The sequence below is a fragment of the bacterium genome, from assembly GCA_026129405.1.
Taxonomy (GTDB): domain Bacteria; phylum Desulfobacterota; class Binatia; order DP-6; family DP-6; genus JAHCID01.
In genome coordinates this window covers 66,321-82,847 of record JAHCID010000006.1, presented here as the reverse complement: position 1 = coordinate 82,847, position 16,527 = coordinate 66,321, and the positions used below count along the sequence as shown (strand labels likewise).

The 16,527-nt window shown below is 73.0% G+C and carries 12 protein-coding genes and 1 tRNA gene; 10 read left to right on the top strand and 3 right to left on the bottom strand.

Annotation, left to right across the window (positions count from 1 at the left end):
- The first annotated feature begins 94 nt into the window (after positions 1 to 94).
- Genes KIT14_19345 through truA form a run of 4 tightly spaced genes read left to right on the top strand, consistent with a single transcriptional unit; the run spans position 95 to position 4,542 of the window.
- Positions 95 to 1,648: a 2-isopropylmalate synthase gene (locus tag KIT14_19345; GenBank protein MCW5892674.1), complete on the top strand. Its 1,554-nt coding sequence runs from the start codon at positions 95 to 97 to the stop codon at positions 1,646 to 1,648.
- Positions 1,645 to 2,745, top strand: coding sequence for a 3-isopropylmalate dehydrogenase (gene leuB, locus KIT14_19340; GenBank protein ID MCW5892673.1), 1,101 nt, complete (start codon positions 1,645 to 1,647; stop codon positions 2,743 to 2,745). The genes KIT14_19345 and leuB overlap by 4 nt, the downstream gene beginning before the upstream one ends.
- A gap of 4 nt (positions 2,746 to 2,749) precedes the next feature.
- Positions 2,750 to 3,769, top strand: a complete 1,020-nt coding sequence (locus KIT14_19335) for an aspartate-semialdehyde dehydrogenase (protein ID MCW5892672.1) — start codon at positions 2,750 to 2,752, stop codon at positions 3,767 to 3,769.
- An 11-nt stretch (positions 3,770 to 3,780) separates the two neighbouring features.
- A complete protein-coding gene (truA, locus tag KIT14_19330; protein ID MCW5892671.1) occupies positions 3,781 to 4,542 on the top strand; it encodes a tRNA pseudouridine(38-40) synthase TruA in 762 nt (253 codons plus the stop codon).
- A gap of 109 nt (positions 4,543 to 4,651) precedes the next feature.
- Here truA and KIT14_19325 read toward each other — a convergent pair whose 3' ends face one another.
- Positions 4,652 to 6,004, bottom strand: coding sequence for a replication-associated recombination protein A (locus KIT14_19325; GenBank protein MCW5892670.1), 1,353 nt, complete (start codon positions 6,002 to 6,004; stop codon positions 4,652 to 4,654).
- 81 nt (positions 6,005 to 6,085) lie between these two features.
- On the opposite strand from KIT14_19325, the gene KIT14_19320 reads away from it, so the two are divergent.
- The 6 genes from KIT14_19320 (at position 6,086) to KIT14_19295 (ending at position 15,202) form a co-directional block, all read left to right on the top strand.
- On the top strand, positions 6,086 to 6,973 hold the full coding sequence (locus KIT14_19320) for an NAD(+)/NADH kinase (GenBank protein ID MCW5892669.1): 888 nt from the start codon (positions 6,086 to 6,088) through the stop codon (positions 6,971 to 6,973).
- A complete protein-coding gene (recN, locus tag KIT14_19315) occupies positions 6,948 to 8,633 on the top strand; it encodes a DNA repair protein RecN (GenBank protein ID MCW5892668.1) in 1,686 nt (561 codons plus the stop codon). The genes KIT14_19320 and recN overlap by 26 nt, the downstream gene beginning before the upstream one ends.
- Before the next feature lie 53 nt (positions 8,634 to 8,686).
- Positions 8,687 to 9,607 carry a peptidoglycan DD-metalloendopeptidase family protein gene (locus tag KIT14_19310; GenBank protein MCW5892667.1) on the top strand — a complete coding sequence of 307 codons (921 nt, stop codon included), beginning with the start codon at positions 8,687 to 8,689 and terminating at the stop codon, positions 9,605 to 9,607.
- An 86-nt stretch (positions 9,608 to 9,693) separates the two neighbouring features.
- A tRNA-Ala gene (locus tag KIT14_19305) sits at positions 9,694 to 9,766 on the top strand.
- Positions 9,767 to 10,298: 532 nt separating this feature from the next.
- Positions 10,299 to 13,220 carry a response regulator gene (locus tag KIT14_19300; protein MCW5892666.1) on the top strand — a complete coding sequence of 974 codons (2,922 nt, stop codon included), beginning with the start codon at positions 10,299 to 10,301 and terminating at the stop codon, positions 13,218 to 13,220.
- Between the two features lie 179 nt (positions 13,221 to 13,399).
- On the top strand, positions 13,400 to 15,202 hold the full coding sequence (locus KIT14_19295) for an HAD family hydrolase (GenBank protein ID MCW5892665.1): 1,803 nt from the start codon (positions 13,400 to 13,402) through the stop codon (positions 15,200 to 15,202).
- Between the two features lie 8 nt (positions 15,203 to 15,210).
- Here KIT14_19295 and KIT14_19290 read toward each other — a convergent pair whose 3' ends face one another.
- On the bottom strand, positions 15,211 to 15,819 hold the full coding sequence (locus tag KIT14_19290; GenBank protein MCW5892664.1) for a DUF4126 domain-containing protein: 609 nt from the start codon (positions 15,817 to 15,819) through the stop codon (positions 15,211 to 15,213).
- A 93-nt stretch (positions 15,820 to 15,912) separates the two neighbouring features.
- Positions 15,913 to 16,527: a 3-isopropylmalate dehydratase small subunit gene (locus tag KIT14_19285; GenBank protein ID MCW5892663.1), complete on the bottom strand. Its 615-nt coding sequence runs from the start codon at positions 16,525 to 16,527 to the stop codon at positions 15,913 to 15,915.

Below are 16,527 nucleotides of genomic sequence, written 5' to 3'. Positions count from 1 at the left end.
CGTCGCAAAGCCACGGGCGGGTCATCCGCTCCGTGGCATTTCTGTTTCTGGGCCCTGGGTGGTTGACCCGAAGGTGGCGGAAGGGAGACCCCCGATGGACCGAGTACAGATCTTCGACACGACGCTGCGCGACGGCGAGCAATCGCCGGGCGCCACCATGAACATGGAGGAGAAGGTGGCGATCGCGCGCCAGCTCGAGCGGCTGGGCGTCGACGTCATCGAGGCCGGCTTCGCCGCCTCGTCCGACGGCGACTTCGAAGCCGTCCGGCGCGTCGCCTCCGCAGTCACGAAGCCGATCGTGCTGTCGCTGGCGCGGACCCGGGAGCAGGACATCGACCGCGCCATCGCCGCCGTCGAGAAGGCCAAGAACCCGGGGATCCACATCTTCATCGCCACCTCCGACATCCACCTGAAGCACAAGCTCATGATGAGCCGGCAGGACGTGCGTGACGCCGCCGTCTGGGCCATCACCCGCGCGAAGCAGCATCTCGACTACGTCGAGTTCTCCGCCGAGGACGCCTCGCGCAGCGATCTCGATTATCTCGTCGAGGTCTTCACGGCCGTCATCGAGGCCGGGGCCCGCGTCATCAACGTCCCCGACACCACCGGCTACGCCATGCCCCACGAGTACGGGGAGCTGTTCCGCATGCTGCGCGAGCGGGTGCCGGGCGCCGACGAGGTGATCTGGAGCGCGCACTGCCACAACGACCTCGGGCTGGCGACCGCCAACTCGCTGTCGGCGGTCGAGAACGGCTGCCGCCAGATCGAGTGCACCGTCAACGGCATCGGCGAGCGCGCCGGTAACACCGCCATGGAAGAGGTCGTGATGGCCATGCGCACGCGCGGCCCGCACTTCGGCGTCGACACCGGCATCGTGTCGCAGGAGATCTACCCGACGAGCCGCCTGGTGACGCAGATCACGGGCCTCGCCGTGCAGGTGAACAAGGCCATCGTCGGCGAGAACGCCTTCGCCCACGAGGCCGGCATCCACCAGGACGGCGTCCTCAAGTACCGGCAGAACTACGAGATCATGAATCCCGAAGACGTCGGGCTGAGCTCGAATCGCCTGGTCCTGGGCAAGCACTCGGGCCGCCACGCGCTGGTGAACCGCATCCGCGAGCTGGGGCTCGACACGACGTCGGTCGACATGAACCGCCTGTTCGACGCCTTCAAGGCGCTCGCCGACGCGAAGAAGACGGTCTACGACGAGGACATCATCGCCCTCGTCGCGCAGGAGTCGGTGCGCCACCCCGGCATCCGCGATCGCTACGAGCTGGTGTACCTGAACGTCACCTCGTCGAGCATGGCCGTTCCCTACGCGACCGTGAAGCTCAGGATCGACGGCGACGAGGTCACCGGCTCGGGCGCCGGCGACGGCATGGTCGACGCCTGCTTCAAGGTGATCGGCGACCTCACCGGGCAGCACCCGCGCCTCGACCGCTACGCCGTGAAGGCGATCACCGGCGGCACCGACGCGCTGGGCGAGGTGAGCTGCCTCCTCACCGAGGACGGCGTCACCGTCACCGGGCAGGGTAGCCACACCGACATCATCCAGGCCAGCGCGCTGGCCTATCTGAACGCGCTGAACAAGCTGGAGTACCGGCGTCTGCACCGCCAGCTGCATCCGCAGGTCGAGGTGGGTCCGTGAGCACGAAGGCGACCATCGCAGTCTTTCCCGGGGACGGCATCGGACCGGAGGTGACGGCCGAGGCGCAGGCCGTGCTCGAGCTGGTGGCGCCGCGCCACGACTTCTCGCTGAGGTTCGATCCGGGCGTCGTGGGCGGCGCCGCGATCGACGCCACCGGCGAGCCGCTCCCCGCTGCGGAGCTCGCCCGCGCCCGGCAGGCCGACGCCGTCCTCCTCGGCGCCGTCGGCGGCCCGAAGTGGGACGACCCGAAGGCGAAGGTTCGGCCGGAGCAGGCGCTCCTCGGGCTGCGCAAGGGCCTCAACGTCTACGCCAACCTCCGCCCCGTGTGGACGGTGCCCGCGCTCGTCGAGTCCTCGACGCTCAAGCCCGAGACGCTCGACGGCGTCGACCTCGTAGTCGTGCGCGAGCTGACGGGTGGCGTCTACTTCGGCAAGCCGAGCGAGCGCCGCGGCGAGGCGCCCAACCGCGAGGCGGTCGACACCATGATCTACGGCGAGGGCGAGGTCGCGCGCCTCATGCACGCGTCCTTCGCGCTCGCGCGCCAGCGGCGGAAGAAGCTGACGTCGGTCGACAAGGCCAACGTGCTCTCGTCGTCGCGCCTGTGGCGCGAGGTCGCGACGGAGGTGTCGCGCGACTACCCCGACGTGCAGTTCGAGCACGTCCTGGTCGACGCCATGGCGATGCATCTCATCCGTCGCCCGAAGGACTTCGACGTCATCGCCACGGAGAACCTCTTCGGCGACATCCTCACCGACGAGGCGTCGATGCTGGCGGGCTCGATGGGCATGCTGCCGTCGGCGTCGCTCGCGGGCGCGCCGACGCCCGGCACGCGCTGCGCGGGGCTCTACGAGCCGATCCACGGGTCGGCGCCCGACATCGCCGGGCAGGACCGTGCGAATCCGCTCGCGGCGATCCTGTCCGCGGCGATGCTCTGCCGCTACTCGCTGGGCTGCGCACCGGCTGCGGCCGCCATCGAGGCCGCCGTCGCCGCCGTGCTCGACGAGGGCCATCGCACGGCCGACCTGGCGCAGGCCGGCGAGACGACGATCGGCTGCCGCGCGATGGGCAAGCTCGTGCGCGATCGGCTGGTGCGGTAGCACCATGGCCGACGACGCACTCACGGTCGCGGTTCTCGGCGCGGCGGGCCTCGCCGGCCGCGAGGTCGTTCGGCTCCTCGACGAGCGCCAGTTCCCCATGCGCGCGCTGCGCCTGCTGGGCTCGCCCCGCACGGCCGGTGCGCCCTTCGAGGAGGGCGAGCGAAGCGGACGCGTCGACCTCGTGCGTGCGGAGGCGTTCGAGGACGTCGACGTCGCGATCTTCTCCGGGGGGCCGGCGCTGGCGGGCGAGTGGGCGGCCGCCGCGACGGCCGCCGGTGCGGCGGTGATCGACACCTCGAGCCGCTTCCGCTTCGACCCGCACATTCCGCTCGTGGTGCCCGAGGTGAACGCGCCGGCGATCGCGGCGTGGCGCGAGCAGGGTATCGTCGCCAGCCCGAGCAGCACGGCGATCGGGCTCGCGGTGGTGCTGGCGCCGATCCTCGCCGAAGCCGGCCTGCGCCGCGTGACCGCCATCACCTACCAGAGCATCGCGCCGCGCGGCCGGCGGGCACTCGACGCGCTCGCGCGCCAGTCGGCGGCGTTGCTGAGCGGCCGGGGCAGCCGCCGCAACAAGCTCGTGCACAACCTCGCGTTCAACGTCGTGCCGCAGGTCGGCGCGCTCGAGCCGGGCGGTGCGACGACGCACGAGGTGCAGGTCCTGGCCGAGGTGCGTCGCGTGCTGGAGCAGCCCGCGCTGCGGCTCCACGTCGGCGCGGCGCGCGTGCCGACCTTCTTCGGCACCGGCATCGACTGCACCATCGAGACGGAGCGCGCGCTGCCGCCCGACGCCGCCGCAGCGCTGCTGCGCGACGCGCGCGGCATCGTGCTGCACCGGGGCGATGCCGATCCGTACCCCACGCCGGCCGACGTCATCGGCACCGGCGCCACCCACGTCGGCCGCGTGCGCATCGATCCCACGGTCGAGCACGGACTCGCGTGTTGGATCGCGATCGACAACGTGGGCAAGGGCAGCGCCCTCAACGCGGTCCAGATCGCCGAGATCCTCGTCCGCGATCACCGCTGACCGGCGCAGCGATGCAGCTGCGCCTGCTCGTGGAGTACGAGGGCACCCGGTACCTCGGGTGGCAGCTGCAACCCGACGGCCCGACGGTGCAGGGCGTGCTCGAGCAGGCCCTGCACACGGCGCTGCGCGAGCGGGTGCGGGTTCGCGGTGCGGGGCGCACCGACGCGGGCGTGCACGCGTGGGGCCAGGTGGCCGCCGCCGCGATCACCACGGCGCCGCCCGACCTCCGCCGTCTGTCGCGCAGCCTGAACGCGCTCACGCCCGACGACGTCGCGATCCGCGAGGTGACCCTGGTCGACGACGCGTTCGACCCGCGGCGCGACGCCAGCAGCCGCGTGTACGAGTACCGCATCTGGCGCGAGTCCGCGCCGTCGGTGTTCTGGCGACGCTGGTGCTGGCACTATCCGCGCCCGCTCGACGTCGCGGCGATGGCGGCGGCGGCGGCGGAGCTCGTCGGCGAGCACGACTTCGCGACCTTCTGCGGCGCCGATCCCGCGGCGCCGGTCCAGTCGACGGTGCGTCGCGTGCTCGCATGCCGATTCGTCGACGAGGGGCCGATTCTCCTCCTGCGCATCGAGGCCACCGCTTTCCTGAAGCACATGGTGCGCAACGTGGTCGGGACGCTCGTCGAGATCGGGCTCGGCGAGCGGCCGGCGACGGCCATGCCGGCCCTGCTCGCAGCGCGCGATCGGACCCGCGCCGGGCAGACGTGCCCGCCCGAGGGACTCGTCCTCGCGGCGGTGCGCTACGGTCCCCGAGGGTCAACCGGCTGACACCGCGTTCAGGCGCGTGCAGTCCCGCGCACGGTATCCCCCGAGTTGCGGGCGCTCGGCGCTGGCACCGGGCTTGCTCGCGTGGAACGCGGTGGTGGTGTGGTGGCGGTCAGCGCGGCGGGTTGCCGCGCCGGGCGGCGCGCCAGATGGCGAGCCGTTCGGCGATGACGCGTTCGTGTCCACGGTCCGTGGGCTCGTAGTACTGGGCCTCGCCCAGCGCCTCGGGCAGGTGGCCCTGCTCGGCGACCGCATCCGGCTGGTCGTGGGCGTACTGGTAGCCCGCGCCGTAGCCGAGCCCCTTCATGAGCGGCGTCGGCGCGTTGCGGAGATGCATGGGCACGGGCAAGGCACCGCTGCGTTCGACCTCCGCGGCGGCGGCGTTCATGGCCACGTAGGCGGCGTTCGATTTGGGGCAGGTGGCGAGGTAGGTCGCCGCCTGCGCGAGCGGGATGCGGCCCTCGGGCAGGCCGACGAAGTGGACGGCGTCCTTCGCGGCGAGCGCGAGCGCGAGCGCCTGCGGCTCGGCGTTGCCGACGTCCTCGGCCGCGAAGATCACCATGCGCCGGGCCACGAAGAGCGGGTCCTCGCCCGCAGCGAGCATCCGCATGAGCCAGTAGACGGCGGCGTCGGGGTCGCTGCCGCGCATGCTCTTGATGAACGCGGAGACGACGTTGTAGTGCTCCTCGCCGCCCTTGTCGTAGCGCAGCGCGCGCTGCTGCGCGGCCTCTTCGAGGAGCGCGAGGTCGAGGGTGCGCGTGCGGCGTCCCGCGGCGATGCGGCCCGCGACCTCGAGGGTGCCGAGCGCGACGCGCGCGTCGCCCTGGGCGTGGTCCAGAAGGAAGCCGCGCGCGTCACCCGCGAGCGTCAGCCGCTGGCCGCCGAGCCCGCGCTCCGCGTCGGCGAGCGCGCGGTCGACGAGGTCGCCCAGGTCGTCCGCCGCGAGGGGCTCCAGCACGAGCACGCGGCTGCGCGAGAGCAGCGCCGGGATCACCTCGAAGGACGGGTTCTCGGTGGTGGCGCCGATCAGGATGACGGTGCCCGCCTCGACGTGCGGCAGGAAGGCGTCCTGCTGCGCCTTGTTGAGGCGGTGGATCTCGTCGACGAACAGCACGGTGGGCCGGCCGCTGCGGCGCAGCTCGTCGGTGGCCTGGTCGATGATCTGGCGCAGCTCCTTGATGCCGTGGAGCACGCCGGAGAAGGACGCGGTGGGTGCGTTGCTGGCTGCCCCGAGCAGGCGCGCGAGCGTCGTCTTGCCGGTCCCGGGCGGGCCCCAGAGGATGAGCGACTCGAGCGTGCCCGCGGCGAGCAGGTCGTGCAGGACGCGACCCGGCGCGAGCAGGTGGCGCTGGCCGACGAACTCCGCGACCGTCCGCGGCCGCATCCGCTCGGCGAGCGGGGCATGCGCGGCGGGAGGCCGGGGCGCGGGATCCGGACGCGAGAAGAGCTCGGGCTGCTGCGCCATGACGTCTCGTGTAGCACGCGGGTTTCGGACTGGAACAGGCATGGGGTGCGTGGTACGTCTGCGCCCCGCCTGGGGGTGGAGATGGGGCGCATCCGGACCGTCGGCCTGGTGGTGAAGCGCGACCGGCCCCGTGCCGTGCGTCTCGCGCAGCGCCTGCACGCGTATCTGCGGCGCCGGCGTATCGCCGTCGTGGTCGACGACTCGGGCGCGCCGGAAGCGCCGCCGCGCCCGAAGAGCGCCCGCCCGCAGCGGGTGGACCTCATCGTCGTGCTGGGCGGCGACGGGACGCTCCTCTCGGTCGCCCGCCGCGCCGACCAGCACACGCCGATCCTGGGCGTCAACATGGGCGAGCTCGGCTATCTCACCGAGATCGCCGAGGCCGAGGCGCTGCCGATGCTCCAGCGCGTGCTCGCCGGCGACTACGAAGTCGAACGCCGCATGATGCTGCGCGCCGAGCTCGAGCGCCCGGGGGCGCCTCGGCAGCGGTGGCGGGCGCTGAACGACGTCGTCATCGCCAACGGCGCGCGCGCCCGCATCATCCGCTTCACGATGCTGGTCGACGGCCTGCCGCTGGCGGAGTACCGCGCCGACGGCGTCATCGTCGCGACGCCGACCGGCTCGACGGCGTATTCGCTGTCGGCCGGCGGGCCGATCGTCGAGCCCACCGTCGAGGTCATCCTCGTGTCGCCGATCTCGCCGCACACGCTGACGAACCGGCCGATGGTCCTGCGGCCCGACTCGGTCGTTCGCCTGGAGGTCGCGCCGCGGCAGCAGGACGTGGTGCTCACGGTCGACGGGCAGGAGGGCATGGCCCTCGAGGGGGGCGACGCGATCGTCGTGCGGCGTGCCCGGACGGCGGTGTCGCTGATCCGCTCGCCGGATCGCACCCACTACGACGTGCTGCGCTCGAAGCTGGGCTGGGGCACGAACCACGGAGGCGGTCATGCTGCGCGCGCTGCGCGTCTCTGATCTCGCGATCATCGACGAGATCGAGCTCATCCTCGAACCCGGGTTCAACGTCGTCACGGGCGAGACGGGCGCGGGCAAGTCGATCCTGCTCCAGGCGCTCGACGTCGCGCTCGGCGGTCGTCCCGACGCGGATCTCGTGCGCACGGGCAAGGACGAGGCCGTCGTCGAGGCGTTGTTCACCGACGTCCCCGAGGCGGCGCGCGAGGTCCTGAAGGCCGGCGGGCTCCCCGGCCAGGACGGCGGCGACGACCTCGTGATCCGCCGGGTGATCGCGGCCGGAGGCCGCACGCGCTGCTACGTGAACGGCTCGATGGGCACGCTGGCGCTGCTGCGCGACCTCGCGCCGCACCTCGTCCGCGTCTACGGCCAGGACGAGCACCAGGCGCTGCGCCGGGTGGAGAGCCACCGCGAGCTGCTCGACGCCGCCGGCGGTCTCGCCAGCACGGTCGAGGAGATGCGCCGCCGTCACGCCACGTACACGGCGGCGAAGCAGGCGTTGGAAGACGCGAAGAAGAGCCGCGCCGCCGTCACCGAGCGCGCCGAGCTGCTGCGCTTCCAGGCCGAGGAGCTGGCGAAGTCGAACCCGGAGGCCGGGGAAGAGGCGGCGCTCACGGCGGAGCGCACGCGTCTCGCGCACGCCGAGCGGCTCGGCATGCTCGCCGGCTCGGCCGAGCGCACGCTGTACTCCGACGACGGCGCGGCGGTCGACGCCATCGGGCGCGCGCTCGGCTTCCTGCGCGAAGCGGAGAAGGTCGATGCGGCCGTCGAGCCGGTGCGTACCCTCGTCGAAGGCGCGCTCGCCGAGCTCGAGGAGGCCGGCGCCGCGCTGGGCAAGTACACGCGCGGTCTCCAGCACGATCCGGCGCGGCTCGAGCAGGTCGAGGACCGGCTCGCGGAGCTGGGCCGTCTCAAGCGCAAGTACGGCGTCGGCATCGACGAGCTGGTGCATCGCCGCGACCAGGTCGTGCTCGAGCTCCAGGCGCTCGAGCGCGGCGACGAGGCGCTCGACGAGCTGGTCGCCACGCTCGACGCTGCCGAGCGCGATGCGCGCGAGTGGGCGAAACGGCTGTCGGTCGAGCGGCGGCGCGTGGCGATGTCGCTCGAGCGCTCGCTCGTCGCCGAGCTGAAGCAGCTCTCGTTCGACGGCGCGCGGTTCCAGGTCCGCTTCACCGAGGGCGAGAACAAGCCCCTGTGGCCGACCGGGTGGGACGAGGTCGAGTTCTATCTCGCCGCCAACCGCGGCGAGGAGCTCCGCCCGCTGGCGAAGGTGGCGTCGGGCGGCGAGCTGTCGCGCATCATGCTCGCCCTGAAGACGCTCACCGCGGCCGAGGAGCACGGCGCGACGCTGATCTTCGACGAGGTCGACGCCGGCGTCGGCGGGGCCGTCGCCGAGACCATCGGCAAGAAGCTCCGCCAGCTGGGGCGTCGCCGCCAGGTGCTGAACGTCACGCACCTGCCGGTGATCGCCGCCTTCGCGGAGCATCACGTGATGGTGGCGAAGGACGTGGTGGAGGGACGCACGGTCTCGTCGGCCAAGCCGCTCTCGAACTCGGAGCGGGTGACGGAGCTGGCGAGGATGCTGGGTGGCGCGCGGCTGACGCGCGAGGCGCAGGAGCACGCGGAAGAGCTGCTGCGTCAGGGTGGAAATCGGCCGGGTTGACCGGGGTGGGCCCTTCGCGGTAGCCGACCCGACCCGACCGAGAAGGAGGACCGATGCTCGCAGGACGTCTCACCCTGCTGGCCGGGGCCCGCAGCGCGGCCTGGCCGGCGGCGACGGCGCTGGTCGCGATCGCGGCCGCCGTGGCGCTCCACGGCGCGTGGAGCGCCCGCAAGGCAACCGAAGAGGAGCTCGCACAGATCCGCGCGCGGCTGGCCGAGAAGCGGACGCTGGTGCGACGCCAGCAGCAGGAGATCGTGCAGCTGTCGGGGCAGGTGGACCGCGTGGCGAAGCTGGTCGGCGGTGCGCGTGAGCGCGCGGCCCAGCTTCGCCGGGCGGCCCACCTCGAGGAGAGTCGCGAGCCCGAGCAGTCGCCGCTGAAGGTCCTGACGGGGCTCGTGCCCGGCGGCCCGCTGTGGACCGAGGAGGGCGGCCGGGCCTTCGAGCAGCTCGCGGTGGTGGAGTCGCAGTCCGCCGCGCTGAGCGAGTCGGTGAGCCTCCTGTCGGCGCTCCTCAAGAATGCGCGTGTGCAGGGCGACGGCCTGCCGACGCGTTGGCCCGTGCGGGGCGAGGTCTCGTCGAGCTTCGGGACCCGTGCCGTGAGCCACGGCGCGGGCTTCCACCGCGGCGTCGACATCCGGGCCCGCTACGGCACGCCGGTGACCGCGTCCGCCGGCGGACAGGTCGTCTTCAGCGGCGCCATGAGCGGCTACGGAAGCATGGTGGTCGTCGATCACGGCAACGACGTGAAGACGCTCTACGCCCATCTCTCCGCGATCTATGCGACCGAGGGCCGTCGTATCCGCCGCGGCGACGTCATCGGCGCCGTCGGCACGAGCGGCCGCTCGTCGGGCCCGCACCTGCACTACGAGGTTCGCGTCGGCGGCGAGCCGATCGACCCCGCCTGCTATCTCCAGTCGGCCAGCCGCGCCCAGCACGACCGCCTGGCGCCGGCGCTCTTCATGGCGGGAGGCTGAAACCCGCGTCCGCGTTGACCGTCTGGGAGAGGGCGGCTATATCGGCGGTCCTCGCACCACCGCCCGTATCCATCCCATCGATCTGTGGGGCCGTAGCTCAGTTGGGAGAGCGCTTGAATGGCATTCAAGAGGTCGTGGGTTCGACTCCCATCGGCTCCACTCCACTTCTCGCGGGCGTGGAAGAGTTCGCCGTCCTGTGCTGCTTCGGTTGAGGCGGGGTCGTCTTCGCGGTGCCCGAGAACCCCGGACTCGTGACCGTGCTCGGTACCTGGGCCGTAACGGGCTACTGACGGCCCACGAGGGCGACGCGCTCGCGCCGCATGGGGGGCGGGGTGCGTCACGGCGGCACAGGGATCGCCGTGCCTGCGCGCTTCGAGGCGCGGCATGTGGGGGTCGAACGATCCGCATCGGGCCGGGCCGGGCGTGGCGCCGCCGCCTGCGGCGAGAGCATGGCCCGCTGCGCGGTCGCCCTGCGATGCTGCCGATGCGCCCGCTCATCCATGGGTGAGTGCCGTGGTCTTGCTAGCTGGAAGAGTGGGCGCCGCGGTCGACACCGCCGCGTGTGGTACCACCTCGTCTCCTCCGCCACGGAAATGCCGGCTTTGCGCCGGTTCGCCCCGGGATGAGTGCGTGCGGCTCGCGCACGACAGGGGCATGCGCCTTGCAAAAGGCGCGAGGCCAACCGGACCGTATGTCTGCCCGCATTCGCGACATCCTTCACGCAGAAACGCGTACGCTGGTCGTCGAGCGCACGACCGCCATCCTCTACATCGCCGTCGCGTCGGTGCTGCTGAGTCTGCTCGCGGAGGCGGACCGGGCGCCGGAGTTCCAGCGGCTGGCGCTCGGCCTGAAGCTCGGCGCGGCGGTGCTCTACGTCGGGGCGCTGGTCGCGCTGCGCGTGGTGCGCAAGCGCTCCTGGCGAGTCGTCGTCGGGACGGCCGTCGTCGGCGCGGCGCTGCCGTGCGTGGTCGTGGGCACGATCGGCGCGGAGCTCGGGGACCATCTGATGGCGGGCCTGTCGTCGACGATCATCGTGATCGGCGCCGCGGTGATCGTCCCCTGGGGGCTCGCGACCCAGTGCGTGCTCGTGGCCATCGCCGTTCTCGCCATGCTGCCGAACGTGTCGGCGCTTCCGCCGAACCTCCTCGCGGCGGTGTTCTGCGCCTTCGGCGCGTCGCTCTACGTGGCGGCGACGCTCGACCGTCACCGCCTCGAGCGCAAGGCGACGGAGCTGCTACGGGCGAGCGAGCAGGCGGTGCTCGAGCGGGTGGCCGCCGACGCCGGCCTCTCGACCATCCTCGACGAGATCCTCGCGATGCTGGCGGTGCAGCTCCCGGCGGTACGCGCGGCGCTCTTCCTGGTCGACGGCGACGGCTGCCTGCGCGCGGGCGCCGCGAGCGGCATCGCGGAGGTGAGCGTGGCGGGCGTCGCCGGCATGCGACCGGCCTCGGACCTCCAGGCCGGGCGCATCCTGCGCGAGCGCGTGGTGGCGTCGGACGCCCGCGGCGAGGCGCGCTGCCGGCCGTTCCAGGCGCTGCTCGAGCGCGAGGGCCTCGCTGCCTGCTGCACGCTGCCGATCACGACCGCGTCGGGGCGGACGCTCGGTCTGCTGTTCGCAGCGACGACCGAGCCGCAGGAGCCGAGCCCGGCCGAGGTCGATCTGCTGGTGGGCGCCGCGCGCCTCGCCCGCGTCGCCATCGAGCGGCGCCGTGCGCACGAGGAGCTCGCCCGGCACGTCGACACGATCGAGGCCGCGCGGGCGCAGGCCGAGCGCCAGGCGGCGCAGCTGCGCGAGCAGGCCGCCGAGCTGGCCTCGGCGCGCGACGAGGCACTCGCCTCGACCCGCGCGAAATCCGAGTTCCTCGCGAACATGAGCCACGAGATCCGCACGCCGCTGAACGGCATCATCGGCATGACCCAGATCCTCGTCGACGCCGACCTGCCCGCGGAGGAGCGCGGCTTCGCGCTCACCGTGCAGCGCTGCGGCGAGCATCTCCTCGGGGTCATCAACGACATCCTCGACTTCTCGAAGATCGAGGCCGGCAAGCTGACCATCGAGCACGTCGATCTCGATCTCGGCACCGTGGTCGAGGAGGTCGCGGAGCTGTTGGCGTCGCGCGCCGACGAGAAAGGGCTCGAGCTGCTGGCGATCCTGCCGCCCGCGCTCCAGGTCGGCGTGCGCGGCGATCCGTCGCGGCTGCGCCAGGTGCTCGTGAACCTCGCCGGCAACGCCATCAAGTTCACGCCGCGGGGGGAGGTCGTCCTCGAGGCCGCGCTTCTCTACCAGACCGCGACCCACCTGCGCGTGCGCCTGTCCGTGCGCGACACCGGGACCGGCATCCCGAAGGAGCGCCAGGCGGCGATCTTCGAGAGCTTCACGCAGGCGGACGGCAGCACGACGCGCCAGCACGGCGGCACCGGCCTGGGCCTCACCATCTGTCGCCAGCTCACCGAGCTGATGGGCGGCGAGATCGGCGTCGAGAGCGAGCCGGGGAAGGGCAGCACGTTCTGGATCGAGCTGTCGCTGGAGAAGGCCGCCGGCCTGCCGGCTCCGGTGCGGCCGGTGGTGCTCGAGGGGCTGCGCGTCCTCGTCGTCGACGACAATGCGACGAACCGCTTCATCGTGCAGCAGGCGGTGGCGTCGTGGGGCTGCGTGGTCGACGAGGTAGACGGGGGCAGCGCCGCGGTCGCGCGCCTGCGTGCGGCGGCCGCCGCCGGCACGCCGTTCGATCTCGTCGTCCTCGACATGCAGATGCCGGACGTCGACGGCGCGGCGACCGCCCGTCTGGTGCGCTGCGATCCGGCCATCTCGACGACGCCGATCATCCTGCTGTCGTCGATCGGCGCGGTGCGGAGCGCGAGCGCGTTCCGCGCGATGGGCTTCGACGCAGCGCTGACGAAGCCGGTGCGGCAATCGGCGCTCTTCGACGCCATCGCCGAGGTGCTCGGCCGGCAGCCCGCGGCCGGACCGGTGCGCCACGCGCCGAAGGAGGCGCTACCCGCCGCCGCCGTGTCGCTGGGGCTGCGCGTCCTCCTCGTGGAGGACAACCCGGTGAACCAGGCCGTCGCCGTGCAGATGTTGCAGCGTCAGCTGGGCTGCGAGGTCGACACCGCGCACGACGGCCGCGAAGCGGTCGCCGCGGTCGCGCGGGCCGCCTACGACGTCGTCCTGATGGACGTGCAGATGCCCGAGATGGACGGCTTCGCCGCCACAGCGGAGATCCGCCGCAACGAGGCCGCGGGGGCACGCCTGCCGATCATCGCGATGACCGCGCACGCTCTCGAAGGCGACCGCGAGCGCTGCCTCGCGGCCGGTATGGACGACTACCTGTCGAAGCCGGTGCAGCGTGCCCGCCTGGTGGAGAAGCTGGCCGCGTGGGGGCCGGCTCGCGCCCATGCTCCGGGTCCGAGGCGCATGTCCGTCCCGGCGCGGGCGACTCCCGAGCCGGGGGCCCTACCGACGGCGGAGCTGTCGGTGCTCTGTGCCGAGCTCGATCGTCAGGCGCGCGGCGGTGCGCTCGACGCCGCCCGGGAGACGGTCCTGCGCGCGCAGCGCGAGCTGGACCGGCTGCGCATCGCCCTCGACGAGCGGGAGCTGGCCGCGCACGACTGACGCCCGTCGCGCCGGCGCGTGCTTGCGACTCCGCCGGTCTTCACGGTAACTCCAGAGGAATCGCCGCGCCCGGCGCCGAGTCCATGCCGCCGTCCGAATCCGCACCGACCCGGCCCGCCGCGCCCCCCCGCGGGCGCGACCGGCTCGCCGCCGCCCTCGGAGCTCCGTCGCGCCGAGCGATGCTGCGGGCGCTGCGCCCGCGCCGCGACGATCTCGGCATGGCCGACGTCCAGCGCCTCGCCGCCCGCCTGGCGGCGCTGGACGAGCCGCGGCAGCCGCTGCGGGTCGCCGTCCTGCGCACCTATGCGAGCGAGCCGCTGGCGCCGTACTGGCGCTTCGAGGCGCTGCTCCAGGGCTTCGACCTCGCGCTCTACGACGCCCCGTACGGCGCGCTCCTGCAGGAGTGTCAGCCGGGCTCCGGGCTCGCCGCCCACGAGCCCGACGTCACCTGCCTGCTCCTGCGCTGGGAGGACGTCGACCCGCGGCTCGCGGGACCGGTGATGGCGGGGAACGGGGCGCAGCGCGCCCGCCTCGTCGACGACGCCGTCGCGCGCGTCGAGCAGCTCCTCGCCGCCGTGCGGGGTCTCGTGCCGGGCCTCGTCGTGGTGACGCTGCTGCCGCCCTTCGCGGGGCCGGAGCTGGGCGCGTTCGACGCCATGGCGGCGGACTCCGAGGCCGCGTTCCGCGGCGCCCTGAAGGCGCGGCTCGCCGAGCGTGTCGCCGCCGCGCTGCCGTCGGTCTACCTCTGTGACCTCGACGCGCTCGTGGATCAGCTCGGCCGGCGTGGCGCGTTCGAGGCGCGCATGTGGCACATGGCGCGCTTCCCGTTCTCGGTCGCCGGCGCGCAGTCGCTGGTGCGGCGCCTGCTCGCCTACGGCGTCCTCCTGAAGCAGCCGAAGGCCAAGGTGATCGCGCTCGACGCCGACAACACGCTCTGGGGCGGGATCGTGGGCGAGGACGGCCCGGACGGCATCAAGCTCGGTCCCGACTACCCCGGCTCGGGCTTCGTCGCGTTCCAGCGTCGCCTGCTCGCCTATCAGCAGCGCGGCTTCCTCCTCGTCCTCAACTCGAAGAACAATCCCGACGACGTGCAGGAGATCCTGACCGGGCACCCGCACCAGGTGCTGCGGCCCGAGCACTTCGCCGCCGTGCGTGTGAACTGGCAGCCGAAGCCGCAGAACCTGCGCGAGCTCGCCCGGGAGCTCAATCTCGGGCTCGAGGCGTTCGTCTTCGTCGACGACAGCGATCACGAGTGCGGCCACGTCGAGGCCGAGCTGCCGCAGGTGACCGTCGTGCAGACGCCGCACGATGCGCTCCTCGTGGCGGAGATCCTGGAGGATCTGCCGCAGCTGGAGATCCTCGGGCTCACCGCCGAGGACCGTGCCCGCACGGCGATGTACGCGCAGGAGCGCGAGCGCAAGGAGCGGCAGGCCGCGGTGGGCAACCTGGAGGAGTACCTCCAGAGCCTCGACATGGTGATGACCGTCGGCCTCGACGACCCGCGGCACGCGCCGCGCATCGCGCAGCTGACGCAGAAGACGAACCAGTTCAACGTCACCACCCGCCGCTACACCGAGGCCGACATCCGCGCGCGCATGGGCGACCCGGCCTGGATCGTCGCCCACTTCTCGCTCGCCGACGCGTTCGGCGACAGCGGCCTCGTCGGCGTCACCATGCTGCAGGTGGACGGCGACACGGCCGACGTCGACACCCTGCTCATGTCCTGTCGCGTGATCGGCCGCGGCGCGGAGACCGCGTTCCTGGGCCATCTCCTCGACGAGCTGGCGCGCCGGGGAGTGCGCACGGTGCGCGCCGCCTTCGTGCCGACGCCGAAGAACGCGCTCGTCGCGCGCTTCTGGGACGACCACGGCTTCACGCCGGCGGGCGAGGGCGCCTATACGCTCGACCTGGGCGCACGTCCCCCTCGCACGCCGCCGCCGATCCGCATCCGGCGCGACGATCCCGCGTCCCTCGCGAGCTGACGCGAGGGTCAGGCGGCCGGCGCCGGTCCGGTGCGGCGGCCGCCGAGGGCGCGGAGCGCGCCGCGCAGGAAGCGGAAGAGCAGCGCCAGCAGCACGATCGCGCCGACCAGCAGCACGGCGACGAGACCGGCGGCGAGGAACGGATGCGCGAGCGCGAGCCAGGTGAGGCCGACGGCGGCGGCGTCCTCGCCCAGGCTGAGCGTCCAGTTCGTGAACGGCTCGGGGCTGACGTTCACCGCGGCGCGCGTCGACGCCTTGGCGCCGTGGGCGGTGAGCGCGACGCCGCCGGCGAGCAGGGCGGCGACGAGCGGCCACGGCTCGGGCACGGTGCTCACCGCTGCGAACGCGAGCAGCGCGGCGGCGGGCGGGCGGATCAGCGTGTGGGCGACGTCCCAAGCCGTGTCGACGATCGGCAGCTTGTCGGCGACGAACTCGACGGCGAACAGCACCGTCGCGAGGACGATCACGGCGGGGTGCGCGAGCGGCAGGAGCGGCGCCGGCAGCGTCACCACGCCGTACTCGTGCAGGAGCCCCAGCGTGGCGACGGTCGCATAGATGTTGAGCCCCGAGGCGAAGGCGGTGCCGAGCACGAGGCCGAGGCTCTGGATCGTCTCCACGACCCGTTCCGGTTAGCGTGCCGCGGCCCGGGCCGCCAGGGGCCACGGCGGCGGCCGGGCCTACGGACGGCCCGGGCCGCGCCGCGGCGGACGTCAGGCGAAGGTCGAGAAGTAGGGCAGGGACGCCGCGGTCTGCGCGATCGCATCGCGCCCCGCGAGCAGCTCGCCGGTCGAGTCCCAGGTTCCCGCCAGGAGCTGGGAGCGGGGGCCTTCGGGAATCGTCACCGGCACGACCAGGTCGCCGGTGCTGATCGTCCCCGCCGCGAGGTCGAGGCGGAACTCGGCCGCCGGTTCGGCCTCGGCGCGGGCCATGAGCGCGCGCACGCCGGCTTCGTCGGCGACGGCGCAGGGGATGCCGAGTGCCAGGCAGTTGCCGAAGAAGATCTCGGCGAACGACTCGCCGACGATCGCCTGGATGCCCTTGCCCCAGCGCATGATCGCCTGCGGGGCGTGCTCGCGCGACGACCCGCAGCCGAAGTTGCGGTTGGCGAAGAGGATGCGGCCGCGCGCGAAACGCGGGTCGTCGAAGGGATGCGGCTGGCCCTTCGCGGCCGTCTGCGCGCGGTCGTCCTCGAACGCGTGCGCCCCGAGCCCGTCGAAGACGACGCAGCGAAGGAAGCGTGCGGGGATGATGCGGTCGGTGTCGATGTCGTGGCCGCGGACCGGGACGGCCGGGCCGATGACGACGGTGCGCTTCGAATCGTCCAT

Coding starts and splice junctions, on each gene's coding strand:
- KIT14_19325 (MCW5892670.1), bottom strand. CDS start 6,004: ATGGCGCAGCAGCCCGAGCTCTTCTCGCGTCCGGATCCCGCGCCCCGG.
- KIT14_19335 (MCW5892672.1), top strand. CDS start 2,750: ATGGCCGACGACGCACTCACGGTCGCGGTTCTCGGCGCGGCGGGCCTC.
- KIT14_19295 (MCW5892665.1), top strand. CDS start 13,400: ATGCTGCGGGCGCTGCGCCCGCGCCGCGACGATCTCGGCATGGCCGAC.
- recN (MCW5892668.1), top strand. CDS start 6,948: ATGCTGCGCGCGCTGCGCGTCTCTGATCTCGCGATCATCGACGAGATC.
- truA (MCW5892671.1), top strand. CDS start 3,781: ATGCAGCTGCGCCTGCTCGTGGAGTACGAGGGCACCCGGTACCTCGGG.
- KIT14_19300 (MCW5892666.1), top strand. CDS start 10,299: ATGTCTGCCCGCATTCGCGACATCCTTCACGCAGAAACGCGTACGCTG.
- KIT14_19320 (MCW5892669.1), top strand. CDS start 6,086: ATGGGGCGCATCCGGACCGTCGGCCTGGTGGTGAAGCGCGACCGGCCC.
- KIT14_19345 (MCW5892674.1), top strand. CDS start 95: ATGGACCGAGTACAGATCTTCGACACGACGCTGCGCGACGGCGAGCAA.
- KIT14_19310 (MCW5892667.1), top strand. CDS start 8,687: ATGCTCGCAGGACGTCTCACCCTGCTGGCCGGGGCCCGCAGCGCGGCC.
- KIT14_19285 (MCW5892663.1), bottom strand. CDS start 16,527: ATGGACGATTCGAAGCGCACCGTCGTCATCGGCCCGGCCGTCCCGGTC.